Origin of the sequence: Leeuwenhoekiella polynyae, assembly GCF_004104075.1 — a bacterium.
GTDB lineage: Bacteria > Bacteroidota > Bacteroidia > Flavobacteriales > Flavobacteriaceae > Leeuwenhoekiella > Leeuwenhoekiella polynyae.
The window spans coordinates 72578-98178 of record NZ_QOVK01000008.1; the positions used below are offsets into that span (position 1 = coordinate 72578).

Below are 25601 nucleotides of genomic sequence, written 5' to 3' on the forward strand. Positions count from 1 at the left end.
AACAAGAAATCTCAATTATAGGTTTTATTTAACTAAGAATGCATCACTCAAAACGTATACTTGATAAAACTAAAAATTATGAAACCCAGACAACTCATCAGCCGTTTTTTCCTTTTTACAACCGCTATGCAAATAGGCTACTACGCCGTTATTTTTGCTGACCGAAATAAAGAAACGATCAAAAAGAAATACAAAAAGCGTAAAAAGTAAGGCTTACGACTTTTTCAATCCCTTCTGTAAAACATTTTTGATTCCCTCAAGATTATCTGAAAACTGCATCATTTGAGCCAGTACTTGTGCCATCTCGTTGGCATCTCCAAAACCTTTGAGCTTATTGTTTTTGACAAAGGTTTCTTTGATTGATTCCCAGCGTTCTTTTTCTTCTTCTGAGATTGAATTGATAAGTGTTTTGTATTTCAATAAGTTGGCTTCTGCAGAACCGGTTAGGGTTTGCGCCTCACTTTCATAATGGGACAGCAATAAAGTTTGCAATTCGCTGTCGTTCATCACGGATACGACTTTCGCTACCAGTTTATTCATATCCCGATACGAACCCTGTAATTTAAAAGCAGGCTCCGTACGATAGGCATCTTCCATTGCGGCAGACTTGATGTAGGCTTCATTTACTTTAAGAATCGTATTTCTTATTTTCAACACCTTTTCAAGTATTGAGGTATATTCCTCCAATTCCCGATTGCTGTGATTTCCTTTTAACTGCAATTCGTTATTTCCGGTTTCCAAACGTTGCAGTAAGGTATACACATCTTCAAAATGTGTGCTGCTCAATTGCTGTAGCACCGGGTTTGCAGTTAACGAGTTTTCAATTAAACTGAGTTTAAACAGATCTGCAGTGTCGCCAATGATATCTCCAAGGTTATAAATGTCAGCCCGGTTTGCCAACATATCAGGAATTTGAAATTTAGCACCGCTCTCTGTATATGGATTCCCAGCCATAATCACACAGAATTTCTTTCCGCGTAAATCATAGGTTTTCGGCTTTTCTTTATATACCCCTTCAATTTTACGGGTACCATCAGAAAGTGAAATAAACTTCTGTAGAAACTCAGGATTGCAATGCTGAATATCGTCGAGATACAGCATCACATTATTTCCCATTTCAAAAGCTAAATTGAGCTTTTTCAACTCTTCCCGCGAAGCGGAATTGGTCGCAGCAGCAGGATCTACCGAAGTTACCTGGTGCCCTATCGCCGGACCGTTTATTTTCATAAACACCAATCCCAGACGGTTGGCGATATATTCCATCAAAGTGGTTTTACCGTAACCTGGAGGCGAAATCAAGAGCAGCATTCCCATACGATCGGTTCTCGTGGTATCACCTACCGTTCCCAATTGCTTGGCCAGGTTGTCTCCAAAAAGCGGAAAATACACCTGATCAATCAACTTATTACGCACAAAAGACGTCAATACTTTCGGCTTAAACTCTTCAAGTTTCAGTTCTTCTTTAAGGCTTTCAGTCACTTCGTGTTTCGCTTTGCGAAAGGCTTCAAAAGCAGGTACATCTTCAACTATAAACTGACTTAAAGTTTGCGTAAAATCATGGTAGTTAAATACAAAACTTCCGTTTTCTAATGTTTTGTGATCACCCTTAAGATCAGTAATGATTTCGCCTGGCGAAATAGCATTCACCTTAGAAACGGAATCGTCTTCAAATAAAATTAAACACACCACCTCATCTGTGTAACGCAAGAGCTGGCAAGGAAGCATTCCGCTTTTCGCCTGAGATTCATTGCGTATAAAAGCACCAACCCATTGCCGAACCAGTACAATCTTAGATTCATAATCAGCCTGAGATTCGTAGCTGTTTTTAAATTTGAGATCGGCCTGTTTACTTTTTAAATTTCGATTAAAAGCATCTTTGAGTTCAATGGCCACTTCGCTATTCACGAAATTATCGTCACGCTGAAATTCTGCAAAGAGATAATTAGCTACGACCGTAGTTGATTTGATTTCAAAAAGCTGTGTCTTTTCACTAAAAGCTTCCAATTTCTTACGAAGCATCTCGATGATAAAATCATATTCCTCATCTTCTGGAAAGAACTGTAAAACTTCTCCACTAGCCTTCAGCTTATTATTAATCTGCTGCTGCATTTCAGACTCCAAACTGTTCCAGAAATATTGCGCATACGCTCGAATTTTAGGATGATAACGTAACAATCCTAAGTCAGTATGCTTCTGTACCAAAGCTTTTAATATCTGAACTGCATCCTGATCGTGAACACCTTTTACATAACCTTCACTGTAGTTTGAACTGCTAAATTCCTGCAACTTCGCAAGCAATTCTTCTTCTGAAGCCTGATGCAAGGCATTTTTATCTAATGCGTTAAAAATGCGGTATGCTAAATACGCCGACCGGTACACCTGATCGTTTTCTGAAACGAATTCCTGATCCCAGATTTGGCGTGAATTGAGCAATACAGGATGATTAAGCGTTTGATAAAAATCAGTTCCGGTAAGGTGATAGGCCAGCACACCATCTTTTAAAACGATGGTTAAATCTAAAGGTTGCCGGTTTACACCAAACTTATGTTTGCCTAAACGGATTATATTCTCGCCATCTTCATAGAGATCAAGCTTGTCTTTAAGCTTTCGCAGTGCATCTTCTCGCGCTACCTTAAGCGCGGTTTCCAGTTCTTCGGCCTTACCACTATCTTCGAGTTCATTAAGCTGCACAATAATATCCCGCAACTTATTGATCATTAAATCTGAAGCAAAATACCCATTGATTTCATCGGCAGAGCCCAGACTTTGAGCGCGTTTTGAAACACCCTTTAAAATACGCTCTGATGCATTTTGTAAAGCCAGCGCTTTTTTATTGCGCTTTTCTACCAGCGAATTTTTTCGGGCCTCAAAAGCTGCATAAACTTCTTCCCGTTTCTCCAGAATTACGCTTATGAACTCTTCAAAATCGGCAAATTTGCCTTCAAGTTCTTCAAGCTGTATGGATATTTTATTCTGAAACTCATCACACTTTTGCGGCGTAGAAGCGATATCAATATAATTGATGATGCTTTGGTCTATCAGCTTAAGTTGTGCGGTAAAATCGGCTTGGGCTTCTGCACTTCCCAGCGCTTTCTTTTTATTCTTAAGTGCCGCTTTTAGCTGATTAATCGTTGCAAAAATCAACGAAATCGCATCAACGATCTGAGTCGCGTGAGCGGTATCTTCTATCTCAAGATTGGTAACAATATCAATCAACAATTCCAGATCTGCAGCAATCTGATTGACCTCTTCTTCCAGCTGCTTGGCCTCGATAACTTTTTTAACCGAATCTAGTTTTTTGTTTTTCTCAGCCACCTGATCATGGTAGGGCTGCAGGGCTTTGTCGTCCAATAAAAACTGAACACATCTGCGGGAAATCTTTTGGGTTTGCTCACCAATTTCAGTTTCCAGCGCATTTAGAAAATCAAGGTCTACGTAACGTACATCACGCAAGCTTATGACTTTACCGCGCAACATACGCAGCTGGGTCAAGAGCGCTACGAAATCATTAATGGTTTTAAAAGACGAACTTTTAATCTTACCAAAAATGGCTTCGGCTTCCTTTTGTAATTCTTTGGTTTGCCGAGCGGCATTGCGGCGGAGTTCGGTTACTTTTTCAAACTCATCTATCGCAGCATTTGCTGCTTTATTGATTTCGCGTAGCGGAAGATCTAAGCGCTGCGTATCTTCTTCATTCAACCAGTAATACGCATCCTGAATATCTTTTGAGGCCTTGGCAACATCTGCATAGAGTCCGTCATAATTATCCTCTTTGTTAAGCAAGGTAATCAGCGCCTGAGACTCTGCCATCGCTTTAACAATATCCTTGTTCCCTATTTTGTATAGAAGCGAATCGGTGTGCTGTGAGGGCATATAATCACCCTTGAGGAACGGTGTTTGCCAGATCTGCACTACGTGGTGTTTGGTCTGGTTATCTTCTGCCGTGAAGTAACAAAGTTCGCCATTTTCAAGCAGCGTAAAACCACTACACACTATCGGTGTTTTAATCTCCTGACTGATGATATTATACGACATCAGTTTATACACCCCTTTTCCGGGCTCATAAAACACATACATAAAATCTTCTCCATTTGGCGAAACAATCTTTTGCTGAAATTTCAATTCGAAAATTCCGTCATCAAAGATTTTATATTCCCCGGTTTGGAGGTAGTATCCGTTTGGGAAAATAATGCCCTGGTCATCTGGAAGCAGTACAGCTGCAACCCCTACACTTTGAATTTTGTGTACCTGCCTGATCTTGTGATTGTATACAAAATACCGTTCATCTTCTTGAAAAGGCTTTATCTCCAGTACGATTAAGTTACCTAAATCTGCAAAGCGATACTGCCCGTCATCGAGCGTCTGATCGTACTGTTCTACAGGCTCAGATAAAATACCCTTACCGTCTTCAGTATTATCTTCTATTTTGATGGTAAGATCGCCACCTATCGTCTCTACAAAAACCCGATCTAAAATCGAAACATGCGAGTGCACCCCGTAGCGATGCATATCGCGGGTAACCGGCAGCCATTTAAACTCGTGCTGTGGGGGAAAACGGTACTCGTGATCACTGCGATTGTCTACATATTCCAGCTCATGCTCCTTAATGAGCCACTTAAATGTTTTGATATCAGTCACGCTCTCGCTCAGCTGAAAAACCATATGCAAATAATTGCCGATGATCGCAAAGCGCGAAAAAATGGTATTGCGGTAGTATTTGTAAAGGTTGGAAAAATCGGTTTTGAAAGTATCATCTTCCAATAAATCCAGCGCAATGGGCTCAAATCGATTTTCAGTAAAGCGATACATACTGAACACATCTGAAAGTTTTATTTCAGTACGCAGGCCAAAATGCACGTTATAACCAAAAATACAGGTATCTCCCAGCGAAACGATATCCCGCGCAATACAGTTGTTCTCGGTATTGATACGGTCGTTTGCAATGAGTTTGGTTTCTAACGAACCAAAAACCATTTTTCGGGACGCATTGAGTTTTGCCAGTTTATCCTGAAGTTCCTGCTTTCGCTTTTGTAAACGACCGCGTATGATCGCGTAGGTTCCGCCATCTAGTGTTTCGCCAGCAGTTTTTTCTTCGGGATTATTTAGAGTAGTTTGTGACTGTTCTGCCATTTTTTAATTTAATTTTTTAGGCAATTGAGTGGATCTTAGATTGGAAAATTTCAAATTCTATAGGTATTCGACAGGCTCAGACTGACATTTGCTAATCACAAATTGAAAACATATGTCACACTGAGCCTGTCGAAGTGCTACTTAACTTTAGACCTAAACTCTAAGCTTATTTTTCAATTTTATTACCAAACTGCGTATAATTTTTTGAAAACAAAATCAAATCATCCCAATTACCTTCAATAAGAGCTATTTTCTTTCTTCTGCTCCAAGCTTTAATCTTTTTCTCCCACAAAATTGCCTGACCAATTTCATTAAAGCTTTCGTTCCAAACTAAGGTTACAGGCCTTCTTTTATAGGTATAGGAATCTTTTTTTATTCCTGAACTATGTTGTTCAATACGTTGTTCCAGATTATTCGTTACTCCTGTATAAAAGCTATTATCGTTGCACTTTAGTATGTAAACGAAATAGTTTTTCATAGAATGTTCATTGGTTGTATAGGTCTTCGACAAGCTCAGCCTGACAGTTAAAAAATACTTTATAAGTCTTCGACTCCCGAAGCTTTGGGATAGACTAACATACAATTTTAATAAAGTGTTTTAGTATCACACTGAGCCTGTCGAAGTGCTACTTCAGCTTCTTGCTGTCGATACCCAAACCTTTTGCCAGGTTGAACAGATTACTGAACAACGTCTGCTCTTCGCTGTCGTGCGATTGCTCTTTAAGATGCATCAACAGGTTTGCAATCGTTAGGTTTTTAATGTCCTCTGAAGAAACTCCGTATTTATCTGCAAATTCCTTTACTTTTTCGAGCAAATTCCCTTTGACATCGTCGCTTCCTAAGATTGCATTTTTTACATCCTGAATATTAGTACTGTTCTCAACCAGACGGTCATAACCTTTGGCTTTTGTAATCTGGCCAATGATTTGATCAAAGAACATCGTCTCTCCACCTACAATATCAATCTTCGCCGCTTTTAACGCGTCTCCTATCACCTGTGCCTGAGCATCGGCAATATCCTTTTGAATGTTGATGTGAGCCAGATCCACTTGCAATTCTTTATCCAGACGCAATTTGAACTCTTCGTGTTCTTTACCTACACCGTCCAGTTTCTTCATCGCATTAGCTTTTTCTTCGATACCAGCAGCATCTGCCAGGGCTTTCCCTTTGATCACATCGGCTTCAGCCATACCATCTTTACGTTTTGCATCTGCTTTGGCTTCCATACCGGCAGCTTCTGCTTTAGCTTTCTTTTCGATAATAGACGCTTCAACAATACCCTGACGCTCGTGTGCATCAGCTTTTGCGTGCATCACCTGAGCTTCAGACATACCTACAGTTGCTTCTTCTTTCGCTTGTGCTTCGGCTAAAATCTTACGAGCCTGTGCTTCTTTCTCTGAAGCTTCTTTATGAGCAAGCGCTTCGATATTGATCTCTTCTGCTTTTTGCTTAGCTGCTTCTTTTTGCGCTTCTGCAGCCTTGATGGTTTTGATCAAATCTTCCTGAGCGTTCGCTTCCGCGATTGTAATTTTCACCTGCTTATCCCGGTCTGCAGTTTTAAAGGCCTGAATATCTTTCATATTCTCTTGTTCTTCTACCACACCTTTCTCCAGCATCACACGATCACGGATCACATCCTGAATATTCTTCTTCTCTACTTCTACTACTTTCTCTTTCTCTATTTGAGCCAGAGTAACGACGCGCTCTCTTTCGGTAGCTTCGAGTAAACGATCTTTTTCTACACGTTCGGTCTCAACCGCATCGGTACGTTGCTTGTTTTTAGCTGCCACGATAATCTGGCGCTCCATATTCTCTTCGGCAACTTTTACTTTCTCCTGCGTAGCGATACGTGCTGTTTCAGATTTCAGACGCTCTTCTTCTGCTACCTTCATCGTTTCAGCCTCTTCACGCGCTTTGATGTTTGCGATCTCACGTTTTTGCTGCTCTTCTTTTTCAGCCAATTGCTTGTCTAATTCCAGAATTGCTTCACGCGCCTCCACATCCTGCTTGCGAATGGTTTTCTCCTCATCCCGCTTGATCAGGTTGGCCTTCACGTTTTGAACCGCGGTCAATTCAGTAATTTTCTTGATCCCTTCCGCATCCAGAATATTGTCTGGCTTTAGGTGGGTAACCGGAGTTTGCTCCAAAAAGTCAATAGCACAATCTTCTAAGGTATACCCATTGAGATCTGTACCAATGATGTCTACAATTTCATCCCGAAACTCTCGACGTGCCTCGTACAATTCAATAAACTGAAACTTTTTCCCTACTGTTTTCAACGCTTCAGAAAATTTAGCCTCAAAAAGGTCTTCAAGGGTTTCAATACGTGATGCGCGAGCGACACCAATAGTTTGCGCCACTTTCTTGATATAAGCCACATCATTGTTTACCCTAACGAAAAATGCCACTTTAATGTCAGCACGCATATTGTCTTTACAGATGAGGCCTTCAACTCCCAGGCGTTCAATTTGGATTTTCTTAACTGAAACATCCATAATTTCCACTCTGTGGAAGACTGGCACCACATAAAGTCCTTTATCTGTTGCCACTTTGGTACCCCCAAAACCGGTACGTATAAGTGCCTGTCCCTGATGCACTTTTTTGTAAAACATCGCGATGATCGCGAAATAAACGATGATTAAGAACAAGAGAACTCCTAATCCAATGCCAATAATTGGTAATACTTGATTCATTTTTGATTGATTTATTTAGTCGTTATAATTTTCTACGAGGTAATAATTTTGATCTGCAGATTGTTTGATGATCAGTACTGTACTTCCATAAACAAGGGGTTCACCTGTCAAAGATTTCACATAAACCGACATAGCGTTGCCGTCTGCAAGCACTTCGGCATTCCCCATTTTTTCTCCGGAAATTGAAGATAGCAGGGTAGCTTTTCTTCCCAAAAAATCAACAGCTACATCACCATCTTTATTGAGGTGTTTGAAAAAACCTTTAAAGGGTGTGGTAAACAATTTGTTTACGATTAAAGCCGGAAACAAGGCGATCAGCATAACCGCAAAGCCAAATACGCTATCATACGTAAACGTCAGCGCTGTTGTGACGGTCGTCATCAGCCACCAGATAAAAATCCAGCACGTAAAGGTGAACATAAACGGAAGCCCAACAAAGTTGAAGTAGATGAGAAATATTTGCCAGCCTTTCAACGGCTTGCGTCTTTTTCCTACTACATTATCCTTGGTCACCTCAACATTAGACACGTCTTCAAAGTCCATATTACCACCTTCGAGGCCTGTGTCGAGATCAACATCGACATCGACATCCACGTCAATATCCAGATCGAAGTCAATACCGCCTATCATCGTCACTATCCAATACAAGATGAGTATCATCAGTAATATAGACAGTACTATATTAACTTGAGAAAAAAGTACTTCTGTTAATGTTGCGTTCACTATTATCCCTGGTTTTTAGAGTCATCAAGACCCAGTTGTGCTTTTAATTTTTCGAGTTCATCTTCAGCCTTTGCACCCGTGGTATCCGCTGCTTTGTCAAGCTCATCGTCTATAGACTTTGAGGCATTGGCGATATCACCATAGGCTTCTGCAAGCGCTTCTTCCTGAGCTACTTTTTCCTTCATACGCTCCAACATAGACACCGTGCCGGTGCTATCTAATTCTGCCATTTGTTTGTTGAGATTTTTCGTAGCGTTGCTCACTTTTACACGCGCTTTAAGCGTTTTGAGTTCGTTTTCCCACTTGCTGATATTCGCTTTGATGTTCTGAATATTTTTCTGTAACTGGGCTACATTGTTGTCAAACTTCTCCGATTCGGTTTTAGCCTGAGCAACCTGTTTTTCAGACTCTTCTTTTTTAAGTAAAGCCTCTTTAGCCAGACGATCTGCTTCAGCAGCATCCATTTGCTTGGCGTGTGCTTTTTTAAGAATGACAATCGCTTTGCTCTGGTATTCTTCGGCTTTATCCTGAAATTCTTCCTGATCGTTTTTTGCGCGTATTGCTAAAGCTTTAACCTGAGCCAAAGCTTCTAAGCTTTTATCCAGGTCTTGTTTCATATCCCGGATGCCCTGCTCGGTTAATTTGATGGGATCTTCCATATTATCAATTGCAGAATTTGCTTCTGCCTCTCCTATTTTAAATAAGCGTCTAAAAATGTTCATGGGTTCTAGGTTTTAATATTTTGAAAATTCTATTATTTTATCTGAATATTCACTCATCAAAAGGCTGAGTGAGTTTAAAGAGCCTTCCAACTCATTTAGATCCATATTCTCTATCTGAAGCGTGTCTCTAAAGATTACTTTTTCACCACTCTCATTGAGTACAAAAGCGCCGTGAATAATATCCCGGTTTTTTTGCAAAAGACTTTTAAAAATCTTTTCTGACTGATTGTTAATTTTAAAAATGAATTGTTCCAAAATGAGAATGGGTGGTGCGACCCCTAAAATCAGATTTTTAATACCTGAATTTTCTTTTTGAACGACCAGTATACCATCTTCAGGGTTCTGAAAGGTGACATTAAAATCAAGTTCAAGTAAATAATTTTTGGTTATAAGGAAATGATCTTTCATCGACTTTTGGTTACAGGCTGTTAAGGATTTCTAAAAGTTAATAATACGAAAACTAGTTTTTAATTGTTTAGATTACGCTAATTATTATTGTAAACAATGCGTGGATTAATGCTGTCATACTGTTTGATTTTTGATTGATGAATGTTTTTTAACAATATTGACAATTAGAATAGCTACTAAAAAAACTAGCTAAACAAAATAGTTTTTGCTAATATTGTTAGGTAAATATAATTAAATATTTTCAATTTGCAAATAAAATTAGCAAAATATGTCCTTTTTTGGTAAAAATATTCGGAAGATACGAAGTGTAAAAACGCTAAGTCAACAGGCGTTTGCTGAGCTATTTGACTTAAAAAGAGGCACTTTAGGTGCTTATGAAGAAGGAAGAAGTGAACCTAAAATAGAAACCATCATCAAAATTGCTAATTATTTTAGCATACCTATAGATGACTTGCTAACTCGAGAACTGACAGTAAATGAATTACTGAAATTTAAAAGTTCTCTATCTGAACAATACGAATTACCTCACCCGGAAACCTTTAAACAGATACCGTGTATTACAGAAAAAAATTCTACAGATTATATCAGTAATTATCAAAATCAACGTTTTGTACAAGATATGGTTCAGGTTATATTACCTGTAGATAAATCTGAAACTATGCGTGGTTTTGTAGTGACTAATCTCGAAATGACCAGTCAAAATCAAGGGCTTTTTCCTAAAGATGTGGTTTTAGGGACATTTGTAAAAAATGATGATTACAAAAATATTGAAGATGGCGCAATTGTTTTGGCTCTTACAAAAGACGAACTTATACTGCGCAAAGCTTACATATTTAGCGATACGATAATTTTAAAAGCAGAACATCAAAATATTGACGAATTGAGATTTCCGTTTTCTGAAATTAATGAAGTCTGGAAAATAACTTCTGTATTTCAAAAGCGTATAACTTCTATTGGTTCTGGTATTGAAGACAAACTGTCTATGCTTGAAAAAGAATTTGCTAAACTAAGAAGTCAAATCTAACTCCTAAGTAAAGTTTATTCCGCAGCCAATTCTAAATTTAATCGCTCTTGCTCAGCTTCTTCTCTTAATTTCTTGCGCATTTGTTTAATCGTGAGCGTGCTCCCGTCGTGACTCCATCCCGGAGGTCCAAAAGCATACATAAACTTATGCTTCCATTTTGGAGATCGTTTCATATCACTCCAGATGTCTTGATATTCGTGCGTAAGAATAATTAACGGATTGTAACTATTTGGTGCATGCGTCACACCGTACTCAATATCTATTTCTTCATCAAGCTCTTTGAAAGTTCCAAAGATGCGGTCAAACGTATTTAAGAAACCGCCGTGGTTTTTATCCATGTATTCCAAATTACGCGCGTGATGCACTTGATGCATCGTATGTGTATTGAATACTTTATCTATAATTCCTAATTTAGGAATGTATTGCGAGTGTAATTGAAATTGCCACAAAGCCTCTATACCCAGACAAACCACAAGCATTTCTGGCGGAAAGCCAATAGCTACAATCCACACATAAAATAAGGGTTTATAAAAAATAGTAAACCAGCCATTTCTTACAGCTGTACCCAAGTTGAAATTATCTGAAGAATGGTGTACGATATGAGCTGCCCAGAAAAAGCGTACCATATGATTCTGGCGATGGAACCAGTAATATGAAAAATCATCTGCAAGCTGGCATAAAATCCAAACATACCATGCATAACCAAAAGATTCCCAACCAAAAATATTTGTTCGTACCCCCTCAACAATCGGGTTAAAAACGTCATAAACCCAACTAAAAAGCAAAATGACTGTAACCGTTTTTACCAAAGGTGCTATAAGTGTAGAGCCTATACCCATCGTAAGACTAGCACCTAGATCTTTCCAGTTGTATAACTTGTCATGATCGTGGTGTTTACTGTAGGTAAGCTCTACCAGAATGAGACCTAAAAAACAGGGAACTCCGTAAATTAAAGGGTTTGTAAAATCCATAAAGTTGGTTTAATTTCAAAAATAGACTTTACTCATTAGAATACAAGAGATTTAGGATTAAACCATCAATAATTGATGGTTTAATCCTATAGCTTTTTAGCTTCTTCCCAAAAGACATCCATTTCGCCTAAAGTCATATCCCGAAGTTCTTTATTACTCTCTTTAGCTTTTGATTCTAAATATTGAAACCGCTTGATGAACTTTTTATTGGTACGCTCTAATGCACTTTCTGGATCTACTTTTAAGAAACGTGCATAATTAATCATTGAAAAAAGCACATCACCAAATTCAGCCTCTATCTTTTCTTGATCCTGTGCGTGAATTTCATCTTTCAATTCTCCCAACTCTTCCTGAACCTTTTCAAAAACCTGATCGGGTTCTTCCCAGTCAAAACCTACGCCGGTAACTTTATCTTGTATGCGACTTGCTTTTACAAGAGCAGGTAAAGATTTTGGAACTCCTTCTAAAACTGATTTCTTACCTTCCTTCAGCTTTAGATTTTCCCAGTTTCGTTTTACATCATCTTCATTTTCAACAGATACATCCCCATAAATATGTGGATGCCGGGAAATTAATTTTTCACAGATTCCGTTAGCTACATCAGCAATATCAAAGTCTTCGGTTTCGCTTCCTATTTTAGCATAAAAGACAATATGCAAAAGCAAATCCCCCAACTCCTTTTTTACTTCTTCCAAATCGTTGTCTAAAATGGCATCACCCAACTCATAGGTTTCCTCAATAGTAAGATGTCTCAGACTTTGTATCGTCTGCTTACGGTCCCACGGGCATTGCTCCCGCAGTTCATCCATTATGGTTAGTAAACGGTCTATGGCTTGTAACTGGTTTTCTCTAGTGTTCATAGCTGCAATTTAAGTATTAATACGCTTCAGGATTATTCTAAAAACAAAAATCCCATGACAGAATCACAGGATTTTTAAACTAGTTTATGCTGAAGCTTTTATTCTTCTTCAGCTGCTTTTGGCGCTTCTGAAACCTCTTCGGCTTGCGCTTCTATGAGATCATTTGCCTGAAGCAAATTATACCACTGTATCACTTTTTTAATATCACTCGCATATACACGGTCCTCGTCAAAATTAGGAAGCACATCAAAAAAGTAAGCTTCTAATTCATCTTTAGAGGCCTTGTGATCAATCGCTTTACCACCGTCTTCTTTAGTCGAAATCTTAGCAAATACTTCACGTAACGGCTCTTCACCATCTAAAGTGTAAATAGAAATTTCTGAAAGTACACTTACGTTATGTCTCAAACCTACAGGTATTTTCTTGCCGTCTGTTAAAGACTCTGCGATAAAGCCAGAACGTGTTTGCGCTCTTAAATGATATAAACCGGGTTTTCCTGAAATCGAAACTATTTTATCTAAACTCATATGTTGTATTTAACTCGAAACTAAACGTATTTTCTTTATAATTCCCTACGGTCTTTCCTCAGGATACTTTTTTAAAACGGATTTGTAAACTTTCTATTTTAAAAGGGCGCAAATATCTAGGCTCTTTTTGAATTATCAAAATAAAAAATCAGCACTTCTTATTAGCGTCCTTTTTTATCCGGAAAACGCATGCGATAGTCTGCATTGGTTTTTCCTTTACTGATGCCTGCCAGTTTACTTTTTATAATTCGTTTTTTAAGGCTGCTCAATTTATCTGTGAACAAAATCCCTTCTATATGATCATATTCATGCTGAATCACTCTTGCTAATAAGCCGTCAAATTCTTCAACGTGTTCTTTAAAATCTTGATCTTGGTATTTAATTTTAATATTGGGACATCTAAAAACGTCCTCGTTAATCCCAGGAATACTTAAACAACCTTCACTAAAAGCCCATTCGTCACCGGTTTCCTCGATAATTTCGGGATTTATAAATGCCTTTTTAAATGTTTTAAGTTGTGCTTGTTCTTCTTCAGACAAATCTTCGTCATCTGCAAAAGGAGTTGCATCAACCACAAAAATCCGAATTGCTTTTCCTATTTGAGGAGCAGCAAGTCCTACTCCACTCGCGCCATACATAGTCTCAAACATATTAGCTATAAGTTCATCTAACTTGGAATAATCTTGAGTTATAGGAGCAGCTTTCTTTCTCAAAACAGGATCGCCGTATGCAACAATGGGTAATATCATTTTAAACTTCTTTTCGTAATTATTAATTGATCAAAAGGTTATCTATACAGATACGATTGAAGAATTATAGTTGCACTTATCTCATCAAGAAGTGCTTTATTTTTTCTCTTCTTCTTTTTCAATCCACCATCTAACATTGATTGAGCAGCCATTTTTGAAGTAAATCGCTCATCAATACGCTCAATGGGAATTGTGGTAATCTTTTCTAAGCTTTCGCGAAATTTTGCTATATCTACTTCAACATCTGAAGCGACATTATTCAAGCGCTTAGGTTCACCTAATAAAATGAGTTCGACAGATTCTTTAGTAAAATAATCTTTCAAAAAAGCCAGCAACTCTTTAGTATTTACAGTCGTAAGGCCAGAAGCTATAAGCTGCAGTTCATCAGTCACCGCAATACCTGTGCGTTTTGTACCAAAATCTAAAGCAAGAATACGCCCCATTTTATTTTTTGGCAAAAATAAGGCATTCAAAGGGAATTTAAACACCTGATATTCCTTTTACTCGATTATCAAGTCTTCAGTCTAAAATAAAAACACAGGCTTTAAGGGAAATAAATTCACCTGCAATGTGGATTCTTTATTGAAACTCCCTATCTCCTGGCATAACGTTTAATCCTACTCTAATAAGGAAAACAAATACCTGTATCTTGGTTTTTTAAAATTAGCTAGGCTATATTTGAAGCCGCAAAAATTGAACTAATCAACTAAAAACAAGTTTAAAAATGCAACAAGTAAAAAATCTTATCGAAGCAGCCTGGGAAGATCGCTCCCTACTTTCTGATAAAGTAACTCAAGATGCTATACGTGAAGTTATAGAACTTATAGATGGTGGTACGCTGCGCGTTGCAGAACCTAAAGGAGATAACTGGCAGGTTAACGAATGGGTGAAAAAAGCAGTTGTTCTGTATTTTCCTATTCAAAAGATGGAAAAATTAGAAGTTGGTATTTTTGAGTACCACGATAAAATGCCTCTTAAAACAGGTTATCAAGATAAAGGAATACGTGTTGTACCTCACGCTGTGGCGCGCCATGGAGCTTTTATATCTAAAGGTGTTATCCTGATGCCAAGCTATGTAAACATAGGTGCTTATGTAGATGAAGGTACTATGGTAGACACTTGGGCAACTGTGGGGAGTTGTGCACAAATAGGTAAAAATGTTCACTTAAGTGGTGGTGTAGGAATTGGTGGTGTTTTAGAACCTCTGCAAGCAGCGCCGGTAATTATTGAAGATAATGCTTTTGTTGGTTCTCGTTGTATCGTTGTAGAAGGGGTACGCGTAGGTAAAGAAGCCGTTTTAGGAGCAAATGTGGTACTTACTGCATCTACTAAAATCATAGATGTAACTGGTGATGAACCTAAAGAAATGAAGGGAATCGTACCTCCCCGCTCTGTAGTAATTCCTGGCAGTTATACTAAGAAATTTGCAGCCGGAGAATACAATGTTCCTTGTGCATTAATCATAGGTACTCGTAAAGAAAGTACAAACAAGAAAACATCGCTTAACGACGCGCTTCGTGAGTACGATGTTGCAGTATAGCATTTACAGAATATGAAAATTTTAGTAATTCAACAGAAGATGATAGGTGACGTTCTAACGTCATCTATCCTTTTTAAGGCCATACGTCAAAAGTACCCTGAAGCTGAATTACACTACCTTATTAAGCCGCATACCCTTGCAGTCGTTAAAAACAATCCGTTTATAAATCAATTTATTTTTGACAATACTGATACAAGTGGCAAGCCGGTTAGCCTTAATGCATTTGCATCCCGCATTAGAAATGAAAAATACTCTCATATTCTAGATGTATACTCTAAATTAGGAACTGCTTATATCTGTTTGCGTAGTAACACAAAAACCATAAGCTACAAAAAATGGTATACTAGTTTTGCTTACTCGCAAACCGTTACTCCACTTAAAGAGCCAAAAACACAAGCTGGTTTAGCTATTGAAAACAGGTTGCAGTTATTAGAACTTTTTCCAGAAACCTTTAAAGAAAGTATTAAACCAAAAATATACCTTAGCCAAGTGGAACTTGACGAGGCTAAAGCTTTTCTAACTATATCTAATTTAGACCTCAATAGACCTATATTTATGATTGGCTTACTGGGTAGTTCTGATACTAAAACCTATCCTTTAGAATATCTTGCGGAATTGTTGGAAACTATGGTTAAAAAAGCCCCTGAAGCTCAATTACTACTGAATTACATCCCCAACCAAAAAGAATCAGTTAATAAATTTTTAGAATATTGCTCTACAGAGTTAAGAGCCAAAATTTTCCCTGAAATTTACGCTAAAGATTTAAGAAAATTCATCGCTGTCTTATCCTTTTGCAAAGCGCTTATAGGTAATGAAGGCGGCGCAGTAAATATGGCTAAGGCCCTTAACGTATCTACTTTTGCGATTTTTTCTCCGTGGATATCAAAAGAAGCTTGGGCTTTATTTAGTGATGATCAAAACCTTTCTGTACACATAAAAGATTTTAAACCTGAACTATTTCAATCAAAAAAAACAAAAGAAATCAAAACAAATGTTGATGCTCTATATAAGATATTTACACCTCAATTACTGAGTTCAAAATTTAAACATTTTTTAGAGACTATTTCTTGACAATTCCATAATCAGTATAAGTCTTTTTCATTATTCTTGTTTCTTTTCTGATGCGGGCATTATTATTAAGCATTTCTTCTTTTACATATCCACGAGCATGATCAAGATGAACACAAATTGCACAATAGCGTATTTGTTTTGACTGCACTCCCTTATTTTTCAAACGTTCTCCCAATTCGCGATCCTGACCTCCATACTGCATACGCTCATCAAAACCATTTATAGCTAGTATATCGCTTTTCCAACCAGAAGCATTGTGTCCGTTCCAGCTAGCTTTTGTAGGAGTAATCATGTTAAGAAAGTTAGATTGGATTCCTTTAGCTGAAAGTTTCTTATTCTTTAAAGATCTTTTTAAACCTTGCGATTTTAACCAGTTAATATCAAAACATTTTTGTGAATCAATATCTTCTCTTGTGATGGCCTGAGAAACTACCATTGGTAATTTAAAATAGCCTCCAGAGAGAAAATAATTAGGTTTTCTATATTTGATATGTGTCAAAACAAAATCCTTTTCTGGAATACAATCACCATCAGACATTAGGATATAATCTGCTTTGCAAACTAATAATGCTTTATTTAATATTACTGATTTTTGAAACCCGTTATCTTCATGCCATACATGTACGATAGGTCTTTTAAAAAGCGACGATAAGCTATTAATTAAAGCTTTTGTCCGATAATCAGACCCATCATCTGCAATAATCAATTCAAAATCTGTAAAACTCTGCTTTGTGTAACCCCATAATGTTTTTTTTAACCATTCTACGGCATTATAGGTGCTTATAATAATTGCGATTTGTGGTTTCTCCATCATAAATCAAAGAAAAGAAATTTCTAACTAAATCCACATTTTAATTAGCTTTAAACATTTTATGAAAAAACTCACCGTAATAATACCTACTTATAACGAAGCGCTTCATATTGAAGCTGCGATAAAGTCGGTTTTATTTGCTGATGAAATACTAATTGTAGACTCTTTTAGTTCTGATGAAACTATTCAATTAGCAAAGAGATACCCGGTAACAATTATTCAGCGTGATTATGAATATTCAGCTTCTCAGAAAAATTGGGCAATTCCACAAGCAAAATACGATTGGGTTTTTATTTTAGATGCCGATGAGCGTGTTACTGTCGAATTAAAAGAAGAAATTCTAGAAATACTTCAGAATCCACCTGAAACTATAACCGGATTTTGGGTGTACAGAAAAAATCATTTTGTCAATCAGCATATTAATTACAGCGGCTGGCAGAATGATAAGGTGATTAGACTTTTCAAAAAAAATCAATGCCAGTATGAAGATAAAAGGGTTCACGCGGAGATTGAGACTTCAGGTAATCTCGCCTTTTTAAAACATAAACTGGAGCATTTTAGCTTTATATCTGTAGATCAATATATCGCTAAGTTAAACCGATACGCGAATTGGCAGGCTCAGGACTACGATTATAAAACCGGACGTATTACACCTTATCACCTATTCTTTAAGCCTACTTGGCGTTTTATAAAACATTACTTGGTGCAGCAAGGTTTTAGAGACGGTCTGCCCGGTTTTACCATAAGCTATTTACAGGCATATGCTGTAGTTATGCGCTATATTAAATTATGGATTTTAAGAAAATCTAAAAAGTAGCGTGCTATTTTTTCCAGAATTTGAGTTTCTTTTTCAACTCTTGTTTTTTCTTAAAAGACTCTTGAAAATCTTGTGTTACCGTCCACATCGCATTTTTAATTTTAATGGTATCATAACCCCCTACACGCGCGTATTCTTCAGCCATAATTGCAACCATTTCTTTTTTAGGAGTCAAACGTGCAAAATTCTGGATTCGAGTTTCAAAATCAAGTTCTTTAAACTCCATTCTATTTAGGTCTACCAAATAAAAATCATATCCTTCTGCAGTTTTAACAATAAGCGTGTTGCCCGGAGAATGATCTAAAAAGTGAATTCCTTTTTGATGCATGTCGTAGGTAAAGCGTGTAAATGCTCTGAGAATTTCTAATCTATCGGGGTAGTTTTCATCGTTTACCAGGGTACGGTATGTTGCAGCTGCTTCAACCAACGTGCACGCGTAAAAACTTTTACCGAAAAGTAAACCTTTGTTTTCTATGGCATAACCTAAAGGAAACGGAGTCAAAATGCCTTTTTCAAGCAATTTGCACGCATATTCATAGGAGCGTTGCGCTTTAGATTTTCTAAAATACTGATACGCAATCTTATTTATCAGATTAGGAACTTTAAAAGCCTTGATGGTAACTTTTTCACCCTCTAATTCAAAAACTTTAATTTGATTTCGGTTTCCATCTGCTAGAATGCTTCCCATATTTTCAAAACTGAAGAAAAACTCCTTTAGTTTTAAAAGACTATTTTTAACCGATTTGTGAACAACGATTTTCATTGAGAAAATTTAGATTGCAAAAGTAACTAAATCACTATTAGAATTTTTAAACAATCAACTTCTATATGAAAGTTTTAATTATATCTAGCTATATTTTCGGATATATTGATTTGATAAAACCCGTACTTTTACAAAACAACATAGATGCTGAAATCCTTTATCTAGGACAAGCCCCCTTGAATTTCAAGTATCAAAGTAAAGCTCATCACCTTTCTGCTTTTATAATGAAGGGCTTTGGTAGAAATGCAAAAATGGACTTTAGACACAATGCTATTATAAATAAATTTAAAGATGATACTTTTGATCAGATTCTAATTATTCATCCTCAATATTTGCCTAAAAAGACACATCGCTTTCTCAAATCAATTACAAACAGGTATAAAACATTTCTTTTTGATAGTTTAGCTAAGATGCCGCGGCAAAAACCTGTACTTAAATATTTTGATGAAGTATTTTCTTATGAAAAGAAAGATTGCAAAGAACAAGGTTATACATTCTTGACAAACTTTATTCCTCGCTGTGTCGATAAAAGTAAAAATTATACAAAAGACACTGAGGTCTTCAATATCTCCTCCCTTGATAATAGATTTTCAGACATCAAAAATATTGCTAAAAATTTGACACAAAATAATATTGAGTATGAGTTTTTGATTTTCTCAAAAAAAGAAAGAAAATCAAGTTTAGTCACATTCATTAATCAAAAACTGAGCATTTCTGAAGTGCATAAAAGGTTTTTAAAAAGTAAAGCTTTACTTGATATTCAACGATCTGACCAGAATGGCTTAAGTTTTAGAGCATTGGAATCCCTTGGTTATAATAAAAAATTAATCACTACCAATCCAGACATAGTCACTTACGATTTTTATAATCCTTCAAATATTTTGGTTGTAGATCCGCAGAATCCAGTCATACTGAAAGAGTTCATAAATTCCAGTTATGATCCTGTGCCTGAAGAAATAATTAAGAAGTACGAAATTAACTCTTGGATAAAAGAAATATTCAAGCGCTAAATTCCTTGTTTCGGATATATACGCTTCTCCTCTAATACATCATTCAAATAAGCTGAATTCTGATCTACATTGTCTTTAGATGCTTCACTGTGCCAAATATGATAAATAATTCCCGCATATCGTATCCGCTTACTCATTATTCCATTATGTAAAAGTCGAGCTGCAAAATCAGAATCTTCTCTTCCCCAACCCGTATAAAATTCATCGTAACCTTTAATTGCCAAAGCATCCTCTCGCCAATACGAAAAATTACAGCCTCTTATTTTAGAGGATAAGTCAGGTAAAGGTCTGTATCTTGAGCTTAAAAAAGGTATATGTAATGCTCTAGTTCTTTTTTTAATCCCTTTAGAAAAAGCAGAAAATTTAACTTGCTTCGATTCAAAAATAGACTTTAGTTGACTTTTTTGAATATTAACTCTGCTCCCGTATAGAAATGTATTTGGTTCAGAAAATTTAATATGATCCTGTATAAAATTTGGATGCAAGATACAGTCCCCATCTATTTGAATTATATAATCGCAAGAAGTCGCAACCAAAGCTTTATTAAGGATTTTAGACTTTCTAAAACCTTTATCCTCTTGCCAAATATGATAAACTTTATTTTTAAATTTTTCCCGAAACTCTTCTACAACTTTTTTAGTATTCTTATCGGAGCCATCATCAGCTATTAAAATCTCATCAGGAAAAATACTTTGATTCAATACACTTAAAAAAATCACTTCTAATGCTTGGCACCAATTATAAGTAGGTATTATTAAAGCAACTGTCATAATTAAAATTATTGTTTTCTGGTTTGCTAAAGTATGAATTAAGAGATCAACAAGCTTTAAAAACAATCTTTAAAGAATAACTTTGCAGCTTCTAAGCTTTAAGTAAAATGGCAAAAAAAAGATACGATCAGAATATAATTAATGAAGTAAATGAGTCCCTGGCTGTTTTAAAACGCGGTGGTCTCCTACTTTACCCTACAGATACAGTTTGGGGTATTGGCTGTGATGCGACTAATGCTGAGGCGATAGATAAAATTTTTACGCTTAAAAAGCGTAAGGAAAGTAAAGCACTCATTTGTCTGGTAAGCGATATGAAAATGCTCAACCAATTTGTTGAAGAAATCCCTGAGGTTGCTTATAATATTTTGAAGTACGCAGATCAGCCTACCACTATCATTTATGACGATCCTATACGAATTGCTGAAAATTTAATCGCTGAAGACAATACCTTAGGCATTCGCATTGTGCAAGATGAATTCTGCCGGGCTCTGATAAGAAAACTTGGTAAACCATTGGTTTCTACCTCGGCAAATATCAGTGGAGAAAAAACTCCTATGCGCTTCCCCGAAATAAGCCAACCTATTTTGGAAGGAGTAGACTATATCGTAAATTTGCAGCGTAAACATAAATCGACCAAATCCTCTACGATTATACGCTTGAGTAATGATGGTCAGGTTAAGGTTTTACGCAAATAGTCTTAAGGGTAATTCCAAAAGATCGTATTAGTCAATATTTAAATTCGGGTTTTGACCTGAAATATTAATCTCGATTACCGAGTAAATAAGAGTACATGCCAGTTCCCCATTTTCCGGAGGCTTTAAAGCCAAAAATCTTTGATACAATCACGCAGGCTTCGGAAGAATTAAACCTTGAAACCTACGTCATTGGGGGTTATGTTAGAGATTTTTTACTTAAAAGAGGTGCTGCTAAAGACATTGATATTGTTGCGGTAGGAAGCGGTATTGAACTTGCTCAAAAAGTAGCTTCATTACTTCCGCATAAACCCAAAGTTCAGGTATTTAAAACCTATGGTACTGCCATGCTGCGCGATGGTGATATCGAAATTGAATTTGTAGGTGCACGTAAAGAGTCCTACAATGAGAACAGCCGCAACCCGGTAGTAGAAGATGGCACTCTGGAAGACGATCAGAACCGCAGAGATTTTACTATTAATGCTTTGGCTCTAAGTCTTAACAAAGCTACTCGTGCAAATCTGGTTGATCCCTTTAGCGGTCTTGTTGATTTAGAGCGTGAGATTATTAGAACCCCTTTAAATCCTGATATCACCTATAGTGATGACCCTTTAAGAATGATGCGTGCAATACGCTTTGCTACGCAATTGGATTTTACAATTGAGCGAAAATCTTTAGACGCCATTTCTGAAAATAAAGAACGCATCAAGATTATTACGAATGAACGCATTGTAGACGAACTCAACAAAATAATGTTGAGTAAAAAGCCGTCAAAAGGATTTTTACTTTTAGAAAAAACAGGCCTTTTAAAGTACATTCTTCCGGAACTTACTGCTTTAAAAGGAATAGAAGAAAAAGAAGGTCAGAAGCATAAAGACAATTTTTACCACACGCTTGAAGTTGTAGATAATATTTCAGAAAACACTGAAGATCTTTGGCTGCGTTGGGCTGCTTTATTACACGACATTGGTAAAGCTCCTACTAAGCGTTTTGATAAAAAAATAGGATGGACATTCCACGGGCACGAGTTTAAAGGTTCTAAAATGGTATTCAAACTTTTCAAAAGGTTAAAAATGCCGTTGAATGAAAAAATGAAATTCGTTCAAAAATTGGTTTTGATGAGTTCACGCCCTATCGTTATCGCTGAGGATTTTGTGACAGATAGCGCAGTGCGAAGGTTAATATTTGATTCTGGAGAATATCTTGAAGATTTAATGACGCTTTGTGAGGCAGATATTACGACGAAAAACCCTAAGAGATACCGCAGGTATCACAATAATTTTAAGACGGTTCGTCAAAAAATTGGAGAAGTTGAAGAACGCGATCATTTACGCAATTTTCAACCGCCGGTTAGTGGAGAGGAAATTATGGAGACTTTCAATCTGAAGCCTTCCCGTGAGATAGGAATTATTAAAGAAGCGATTAAAGAAGCAATTCTCGAAGGTGAAATCCCTAATGAGTACGAAGCTGCTCACGCATTTATGCTTAAAAAAGGAGCTGATCTGGGGCTTGAAGTCGCAGGCTGATTTCAGAAAGAAGATTATTAAGAAATGTAATTATAATTCAAATCGGGTGTATAAAAAATCAATCTTTGTCTCGCTCATTCTTATCTATCTGGTAATCATTGCCGGTGCGGTTGTTCGTATGACAGGTAGCGGTATGGGATGTCCAGACTGGCCAAAATGTTTTGGTTATATCATTCCTCCTACTGATGCCAGTGAACTCCTCTGGAAAGCAGAAAAGTCCTTTGAAAAAGGTCAGGTTATTATTGTTGAAGAAACCTTACGCGTTGCCAAAACCGATTTTACAACAGCAGACACCTTCAACCCACAAAACTGGAATGGTTACGATAAACACGACTACGCTATATTTAACCCATGGCACACGTGGATCGAATATATAAACAGACTTTGTGGAGCTCTGGCTGGTATTGCTTTTCTCGTTATGCTAGTCGCTGCTATTTTTAAAGAACGAAATCGCAAACGCATTTTGTTATCGCTACTTGCCGTGTTTATGATTGGTTTTCAAGGATGGATCGGTGCTACTGTGGTCTATTCAGTTTTATCACCTATTCGTATCTCTATACATATGGTTATTGCTTTGCTCATTGTTGCATTGCTTATTTACATGCTCTATGAAGCATCTAACCTAAAAAACAGGTTTAAATTCAGTAAATCATTTAAAACAGGAATGCTGGTTGCAATTGTGCTAACCCTGATTCAGATTGTTTTAGGAACACAAGTAAGACAACATATAGACGAGCAAGTGGATTTGGTTGGCTATTCGGCAAAGTCACTTTGGCTTGAGAATCCCGAAGTTTCTTTTTACCTACATCGCTCTTTTTCAGTTGTGGTTTTTCTACTAAATATGTGGTTATTCTACAAGAATCGAAAATCTGTTTTAGGTCATAAAACCTTCAATTGGGTCGTAGTTTTAATTTCCATAGAAATTTTAACCGGTATTTTAATGTATTATTTTGATTTTCCGTTTTTAACCCAGCCGCTACATTTAGTAATTGCTTCGGTTTTATTCGGCATTCAGTTTTATGTTTTGCTTACTGCCTTTAAAGAAAATACCAAGCCTACCGTGGCAGCTGCACACTAAATTGTATCTTTACCCGCTTAAAAAATTTTGAATATGATTTACCGTTTTCGCATCATTTTAGATACCGAAGAGGATATCTTTAGAGATATCGAGATCGAGCAAACTGCTACCTGTGAAGACCTGCACAACAGCATCACGCAGAGTTTTGGTTTTGACGGAACCGAAATGGCTTCATTTTACATAAGTGACGATGAGTGGCGTCAGGGCGAAGAGATCGCACTTTTTGATATGGGAGAAGGTCAGACACCTTTACGCACTATGATTGAAACGCCCCTTGAAGAAGTTCTTTCTGAAGATCAGACCCGTATGATTTATGTCTATGACTTCTTAAATCTGTGGACGTTTTTTGTAGAACTTGGTGAGATTGCTGAAGTTGAAGATGGCAAATCCTATCCTAATTTAATGTACGTTCATGGGCAGATTCCCGCTCAAGCTCCTGAAGCTGATTTTTCTGGTGATGAAGATGATTTTGATGAGGATGATCCTTTTGCTGATGATGACGATGACTACGACATTGAAGATTATGATGGCCTCGACTTTGACGAAAACTGGAACTAAAAATTGACTTCAGATCATAGATATTAGATTTTAGACATAAGAAGTCTAACTACTAAATCTTAAAATCTAAATACAACAAAATAATGATCAACTTATATTCGGCTCAGATAGAGTCGCTTTCTATACACCGTATTGGAAATAAAAGTCGTAACGAAGGGGCGTTTCTCTCTAAAGAACGTTACCAACTCAATGACGAGATCACACCCTTGATCAAAGAGTTTTTCTTCAAGCCTTTTAGAGATAAAGAAGAAAACTACTATCAATTTGTTCACGAGGCAGATCTGGAGTTTCACTCGTTAGCTAACCTTATTGCTTCAATTTTTAATAATCCTGCTCAATCGCACGAGCTTTCTATAGAAGTTGCAAAATTGCTTTATGAACAATCTAGTCATCCTCATATAAAACCGGGTGAGGTTTATGTTGCACATATTGAAAATGTAATGGCAGATAATGAAAAGGTTGATGCTATTGGAATTTTTAAATCGGAATTAAAACAAGATTTTTTACAGTTCCAGGAAGGGGAAAGCAACCTGAAAATGCAATTAGAACAAGGCGTTAACCTGAATAAATTAGACAAAGGTTGTCTGATCTTGAATAAGAATTCTGAAAACGGTTATAAAATTCTTTCTATAGATTCTAACCGATATGACACTAAATACTGGTTAGAAAATTTCTTAGGAGTAGATATTCTTGCTGATGAAAATTTCTACACCAAGAAGTATTTAAAATTCTGTCAGGATTTCGCTAAAGATGTGGTATTACCTGCAGAAGATAAAAAGGAAGAGGTGATGTTTATGAACCGTGCTGTGAATCACTTTGCTAAAAATGATGAGTTTGTAGAGCAAAATTTTATGAATGAGGTGATGGAAAATCCTGCGCTCATTCCTGAATTCAACAATTATAAAATAGAAAAAGCGCCCAAGTATAAAATTGAAGATCTTACCACATTCCCGATTTCAAATACCGCGGTAACCGGTGCACGTAAACGTATTAAAAGCGTAATTGAATTAGACACTAACATTCAGATAAAACTGGACTTTGTCAATCCGGAAAGTGCAGAGAAATTTGTAGAAAAAGGATGGGACGAAGAAAGACAGATGTATTATTATCTGGTTTATTTCAATAAAGAACAAAAATCTTAAAATTAATAATAGAAAA

The 25601-nt window shown here is 36.9% G+C and carries 25 protein-coding genes; 11 read left to right on the top strand and 14 right to left on the bottom strand.

The features are described from left to right. Positions 1-78 precede the first annotated feature (78 nt). Positions 79-210, top strand: a complete 132-nt coding sequence (locus DSM02_RS20690) for a hypothetical protein (protein WP_262707849.1) — start codon at positions 79-81, stop codon at positions 208-210. 3 nt (positions 211-213) lie between these two features. Here DSM02_RS20690 and DSM02_RS10655 read toward each other — a convergent pair whose 3' ends face one another. The 6 genes from DSM02_RS10655 to DSM02_RS10680 all read right to left on the bottom strand — a co-directional run bounded on the left by DSM02_RS10655 (position 214) and on the right by DSM02_RS10680 (position 9676). Further along, positions 214-5130, bottom strand: a complete 4917-nt coding sequence (locus tag DSM02_RS10655; protein ID WP_128765618.1) for a DNA repair ATPase — start codon at positions 5128-5130, stop codon at positions 214-216. Positions 5131-5296: 166 nt separating this feature from the next. Beyond that, positions 5297-5608 carry a GIY-YIG nuclease family protein gene (locus DSM02_RS10660; RefSeq protein ID WP_128765619.1) on the bottom strand — a complete coding sequence of 104 codons (312 nt, stop codon included), beginning with the start codon at positions 5606-5608 and terminating at the stop codon, positions 5297-5299. Between the two features lie 148 nt (positions 5609-5756). After that, positions 5757-7823 carry a flotillin family protein gene (locus tag DSM02_RS10665; RefSeq protein ID WP_128765620.1) on the bottom strand — a complete coding sequence of 689 codons (2067 nt, stop codon included), beginning with the start codon at positions 7821-7823 and terminating at the stop codon, positions 5757-5759. A 15-nt stretch (positions 7824-7838) separates the two neighbouring features. Continuing rightward, complete coding sequence (locus DSM02_RS10670; protein ID WP_240674031.1) at positions 7839-8546, bottom strand: OB-fold-containig protein; 708 nt, start codon at positions 8544-8546, stop codon at positions 7839-7841. 2 nt (positions 8547-8548) lie between these two features. Continuing rightward, the gene (locus tag DSM02_RS10675) at positions 8549-9268 is read right to left on the bottom strand and encodes a PspA/IM30 family protein (protein WP_128765621.1); all 720 of its coding nucleotides are present in this window, start codon (positions 9266-9268) and stop codon (positions 8549-8551) included. A 12-nt stretch (positions 9269-9280) separates the two neighbouring features. Continuing rightward, positions 9281-9676: a type III secretion system chaperone family protein gene (locus tag DSM02_RS10680; protein WP_128765622.1), complete on the bottom strand. Its 396-nt coding sequence runs from the start codon at positions 9674-9676 to the stop codon at positions 9281-9283. A gap of 268 nt (positions 9677-9944) precedes the next feature. Between DSM02_RS10680 and DSM02_RS10685 the strand changes: the two genes are divergently transcribed. Continuing rightward, positions 9945-10700 (top strand): helix-turn-helix domain-containing protein, encoded by a 756-nt coding sequence (locus DSM02_RS10685; RefSeq protein ID WP_128765623.1) that lies wholly within the window; start codon positions 9945-9947, stop codon positions 10698-10700. Positions 10701-10714: 14 nt separating this feature from the next. On the opposite strand, the gene DSM02_RS10690 is transcribed toward DSM02_RS10685, so the two are convergent. The 5 genes from DSM02_RS10690 to ruvX form a co-directional block, all read right to left on the bottom strand. Beyond that, positions 10715-11671, bottom strand: coding sequence for a sterol desaturase family protein (locus DSM02_RS10690; protein WP_128765624.1), 957 nt, complete (start codon positions 11669-11671; stop codon positions 10715-10717). Between the two features lie 86 nt (positions 11672-11757). Continuing rightward, a complete protein-coding gene (gene mazG, locus DSM02_RS10695) occupies positions 11758-12531 on the bottom strand; it encodes a nucleoside triphosphate pyrophosphohydrolase (RefSeq protein WP_128765625.1) in 774 nt (257 codons plus the stop codon). A gap of 98 nt (positions 12532-12629) precedes the next feature. Next, entirely contained in the window at positions 12630-13058 is a 429-nt protein-coding gene (locus DSM02_RS10700; RefSeq protein WP_128765626.1) for a DUF5606 family protein, read from the bottom strand. 161 nt (positions 13059-13219) lie between these two features. Next, positions 13220-13807: a peptide deformylase gene (gene def, locus DSM02_RS10705; RefSeq protein WP_128765627.1), complete on the bottom strand. Its 588-nt coding sequence runs from the start codon at positions 13805-13807 to the stop codon at positions 13220-13222. A gap of 38 nt (positions 13808-13845) precedes the next feature. Continuing rightward, on the bottom strand, positions 13846-14250 hold the full coding sequence (ruvX, locus tag DSM02_RS10710; RefSeq protein WP_128765695.1) for a Holliday junction resolvase RuvX: 405 nt from the start codon (positions 14248-14250) through the stop codon (positions 13846-13848). Positions 14251-14531: 281 nt separating this feature from the next. Between ruvX and DSM02_RS10715 the strand changes: the two genes are divergently transcribed. Together DSM02_RS10715 and DSM02_RS10720 are read left to right on the top strand one after the other, a co-directional pair. Further along, the gene (locus DSM02_RS10715; RefSeq protein WP_128765628.1) at positions 14532-15347 is read left to right on the top strand and encodes a 2,3,4,5-tetrahydropyridine-2,6-dicarboxylate N-succinyltransferase; all 816 of its coding nucleotides are present in this window, start codon (positions 14532-14534) and stop codon (positions 15345-15347) included. A gap of 12 nt (positions 15348-15359) precedes the next feature. Next, complete coding sequence (locus tag DSM02_RS10720; protein WP_128765629.1) at positions 15360-16418, top strand: glycosyltransferase family 9 protein; 1059 nt, start codon at positions 15360-15362, stop codon at positions 16416-16418. On the opposite strand, the gene DSM02_RS10725 is transcribed toward DSM02_RS10720, so the two are convergent. Then, the gene (locus DSM02_RS10725) at positions 16408-17229 is read right to left on the bottom strand and encodes a glycosyltransferase family 2 protein (RefSeq protein WP_128765696.1); all 822 of its coding nucleotides are present in this window, start codon (positions 17227-17229) and stop codon (positions 16408-16410) included. The two genes, DSM02_RS10720 and DSM02_RS10725, sit on opposite strands and share 11 nt — an antisense overlap. A gap of 61 nt (positions 17230-17290) precedes the next feature. On the opposite strand from DSM02_RS10725, the gene DSM02_RS10730 reads away from it, so the two are divergent. Next, positions 17291-18046, top strand: a complete 756-nt coding sequence (locus tag DSM02_RS10730) for a glycosyltransferase family 2 protein (protein ID WP_128765630.1) — start codon at positions 17291-17293, stop codon at positions 18044-18046. Positions 18047-18050: 4 nt separating this feature from the next. On the opposite strand, the gene DSM02_RS10735 is transcribed toward DSM02_RS10730, so the two are convergent. Then, the gene (locus DSM02_RS10735; protein ID WP_128765631.1) at positions 18051-18809 is read right to left on the bottom strand and encodes a lipopolysaccharide kinase InaA family protein; all 759 of its coding nucleotides are present in this window, start codon (positions 18807-18809) and stop codon (positions 18051-18053) included. Between the two features lie 65 nt (positions 18810-18874). Between DSM02_RS10735 and DSM02_RS10740 the strand changes: the two genes are divergently transcribed. Next, positions 18875-19819 carry a hypothetical protein gene (locus tag DSM02_RS10740; RefSeq protein ID WP_128765632.1) on the top strand — a complete coding sequence of 315 codons (945 nt, stop codon included), beginning with the start codon at positions 18875-18877 and terminating at the stop codon, positions 19817-19819. Here DSM02_RS10740 and DSM02_RS10745 read toward each other — a convergent pair. Then, the gene (locus DSM02_RS10745) at positions 19816-20589 is read right to left on the bottom strand and encodes a glycosyltransferase family 2 protein (protein ID WP_128765633.1); all 774 of its coding nucleotides are present in this window, start codon (positions 20587-20589) and stop codon (positions 19816-19818) included. The two genes, DSM02_RS10740 and DSM02_RS10745, sit on opposite strands and share 4 nt — an antisense overlap. Before the next feature lie 107 nt (positions 20590-20696). Here DSM02_RS10745 and DSM02_RS10750 point away from each other — a divergent pair, with 107 nt between their 5' ends. From DSM02_RS10750 to DSM02_RS10770, 5 genes are all read left to right on the top strand, one after another. Next, on the top strand, positions 20697-21284 hold the full coding sequence (locus DSM02_RS10750; protein WP_128765634.1) for an L-threonylcarbamoyladenylate synthase: 588 nt from the start codon (positions 20697-20699) through the stop codon (positions 21282-21284). A 95-nt stretch (positions 21285-21379) separates the two neighbouring features. Continuing rightward, positions 21380-22807 carry a CCA tRNA nucleotidyltransferase gene (locus tag DSM02_RS10755; RefSeq protein WP_128765635.1) on the top strand — a complete coding sequence of 476 codons (1428 nt, stop codon included), beginning with the start codon at positions 21380-21382 and terminating at the stop codon, positions 22805-22807. A gap of 46 nt (positions 22808-22853) precedes the next feature. Next, entirely contained in the window at positions 22854-23885 is a 1032-nt protein-coding gene (locus tag DSM02_RS10760) for a COX15/CtaA family protein (RefSeq protein WP_240674032.1), read from the top strand. A gap of 33 nt (positions 23886-23918) precedes the next feature. Continuing rightward, positions 23919-24443, top strand: a complete 525-nt coding sequence (locus tag DSM02_RS10765) for an IS1096 element passenger TnpR family protein (protein ID WP_128765637.1) — start codon at positions 23919-23921, stop codon at positions 24441-24443. Positions 24444-24526: 83 nt separating this feature from the next. After that, positions 24527-25585, top strand: coding sequence for a nucleoid-associated protein (locus tag DSM02_RS10770; RefSeq protein ID WP_128765638.1), 1059 nt, complete (start codon positions 24527-24529; stop codon positions 25583-25585). Positions 25586-25601: the final 16 nt, after the last annotated feature.

Bases quoted from the DNA above. Each gene is read 5' to 3' on its own strand.
- DSM02_RS10660 (WP_128765619.1), bottom strand. From the start codon at position 5,608: ATGAAAAACTATTTCGTTTACATACTAAAGTGCAACGATAATAGCTTT.
- def (WP_128765627.1), bottom strand. From the start codon at position 13,807: ATGATATTACCCATTGTTGCATACGGCGATCCTGTTTTGAGAAAGAAA.
- DSM02_RS10765 (WP_128765637.1), top strand. From the start codon at position 23,919: ATGATTTACCGTTTTCGCATCATTTTAGATACCGAAGAGGATATCTTT.
- DSM02_RS10690 (WP_128765624.1), bottom strand. From the start codon at position 11,671: ATGGATTTTACAAACCCTTTAATTTACGGAGTTCCCTGTTTTTTAGGT.
- DSM02_RS10745 (WP_128765633.1), bottom strand. From the start codon at position 20,589: ATGACAGTTGCTTTAATAATACCTACTTATAATTGGTGCCAAGCATTA.
- DSM02_RS10720 (WP_128765629.1), top strand. From the start codon at position 15,360: ATGAAAATTTTAGTAATTCAACAGAAGATGATAGGTGACGTTCTAACG.
- DSM02_RS10665 (WP_128765620.1), bottom strand. From the start codon at position 7,823: ATGAATCAAGTATTACCAATTATTGGCATTGGATTAGGAGTTCTCTTG.
- DSM02_RS10680 (WP_128765622.1), bottom strand. From the start codon at position 9,676: ATGAAAGATCATTTCCTTATAACCAAAAATTATTTACTTGAACTTGAT.
- DSM02_RS10655 (WP_128765618.1), bottom strand. From the start codon at position 5,130: ATGGCAGAACAGTCACAAACTACTCTAAATAATCCCGAAGAAAAAACT.
- DSM02_RS10730 (WP_128765630.1), top strand. From the start codon at position 17,291: ATGAAAAAACTCACCGTAATAATACCTACTTATAACGAAGCGCTTCAT.
- mazG (WP_128765625.1), bottom strand. From the start codon at position 12,531: ATGAACACTAGAGAAAACCAGTTACAAGCCATAGACCGTTTACTAACC.
- DSM02_RS10770 (WP_128765638.1), top strand. From the start codon at position 24,527: ATGATCAACTTATATTCGGCTCAGATAGAGTCGCTTTCTATACACCGT.
- DSM02_RS10755 (WP_128765635.1), top strand. From the start codon at position 21,380: ATGCCAGTTCCCCATTTTCCGGAGGCTTTAAAGCCAAAAATCTTTGAT.
- DSM02_RS10725 (WP_128765696.1), bottom strand. From the start codon at position 17,229: ATGGAGAAACCACAAATCGCAATTATTATAAGCACCTATAATGCCGTA.
- DSM02_RS20690 (WP_262707849.1), top strand. From the start codon at position 79: ATGAAACCCAGACAACTCATCAGCCGTTTTTTCCTTTTTACAACCGCT.
- DSM02_RS10740 (WP_128765632.1), top strand. From the start codon at position 18,875: ATGAAAGTTTTAATTATATCTAGCTATATTTTCGGATATATTGATTTG.
- DSM02_RS10750 (WP_128765634.1), top strand. From the start codon at position 20,697: ATGGCAAAAAAAAGATACGATCAGAATATAATTAATGAAGTAAATGAG.
- DSM02_RS10735 (WP_128765631.1), bottom strand. From the start codon at position 18,809: ATGAAAATCGTTGTTCACAAATCGGTTAAAAATAGTCTTTTAAAACTA.
- DSM02_RS10685 (WP_128765623.1), top strand. From the start codon at position 9,945: ATGTCCTTTTTTGGTAAAAATATTCGGAAGATACGAAGTGTAAAAACG.
- DSM02_RS10700 (WP_128765626.1), bottom strand. From the start codon at position 13,058: ATGAGTTTAGATAAAATAGTTTCGATTTCAGGAAAACCCGGTTTATAT.
- DSM02_RS10715 (WP_128765628.1), top strand. From the start codon at position 14,532: ATGCAACAAGTAAAAAATCTTATCGAAGCAGCCTGGGAAGATCGCTCC.
- ruvX (WP_128765695.1), bottom strand. From the start codon at position 14,250: ATGGGGCGTATTCTTGCTTTAGATTTTGGTACAAAACGCACAGGTATT.
- DSM02_RS10675 (WP_128765621.1), bottom strand. From the start codon at position 9,268: ATGAACATTTTTAGACGCTTATTTAAAATAGGAGAGGCAGAAGCAAAT.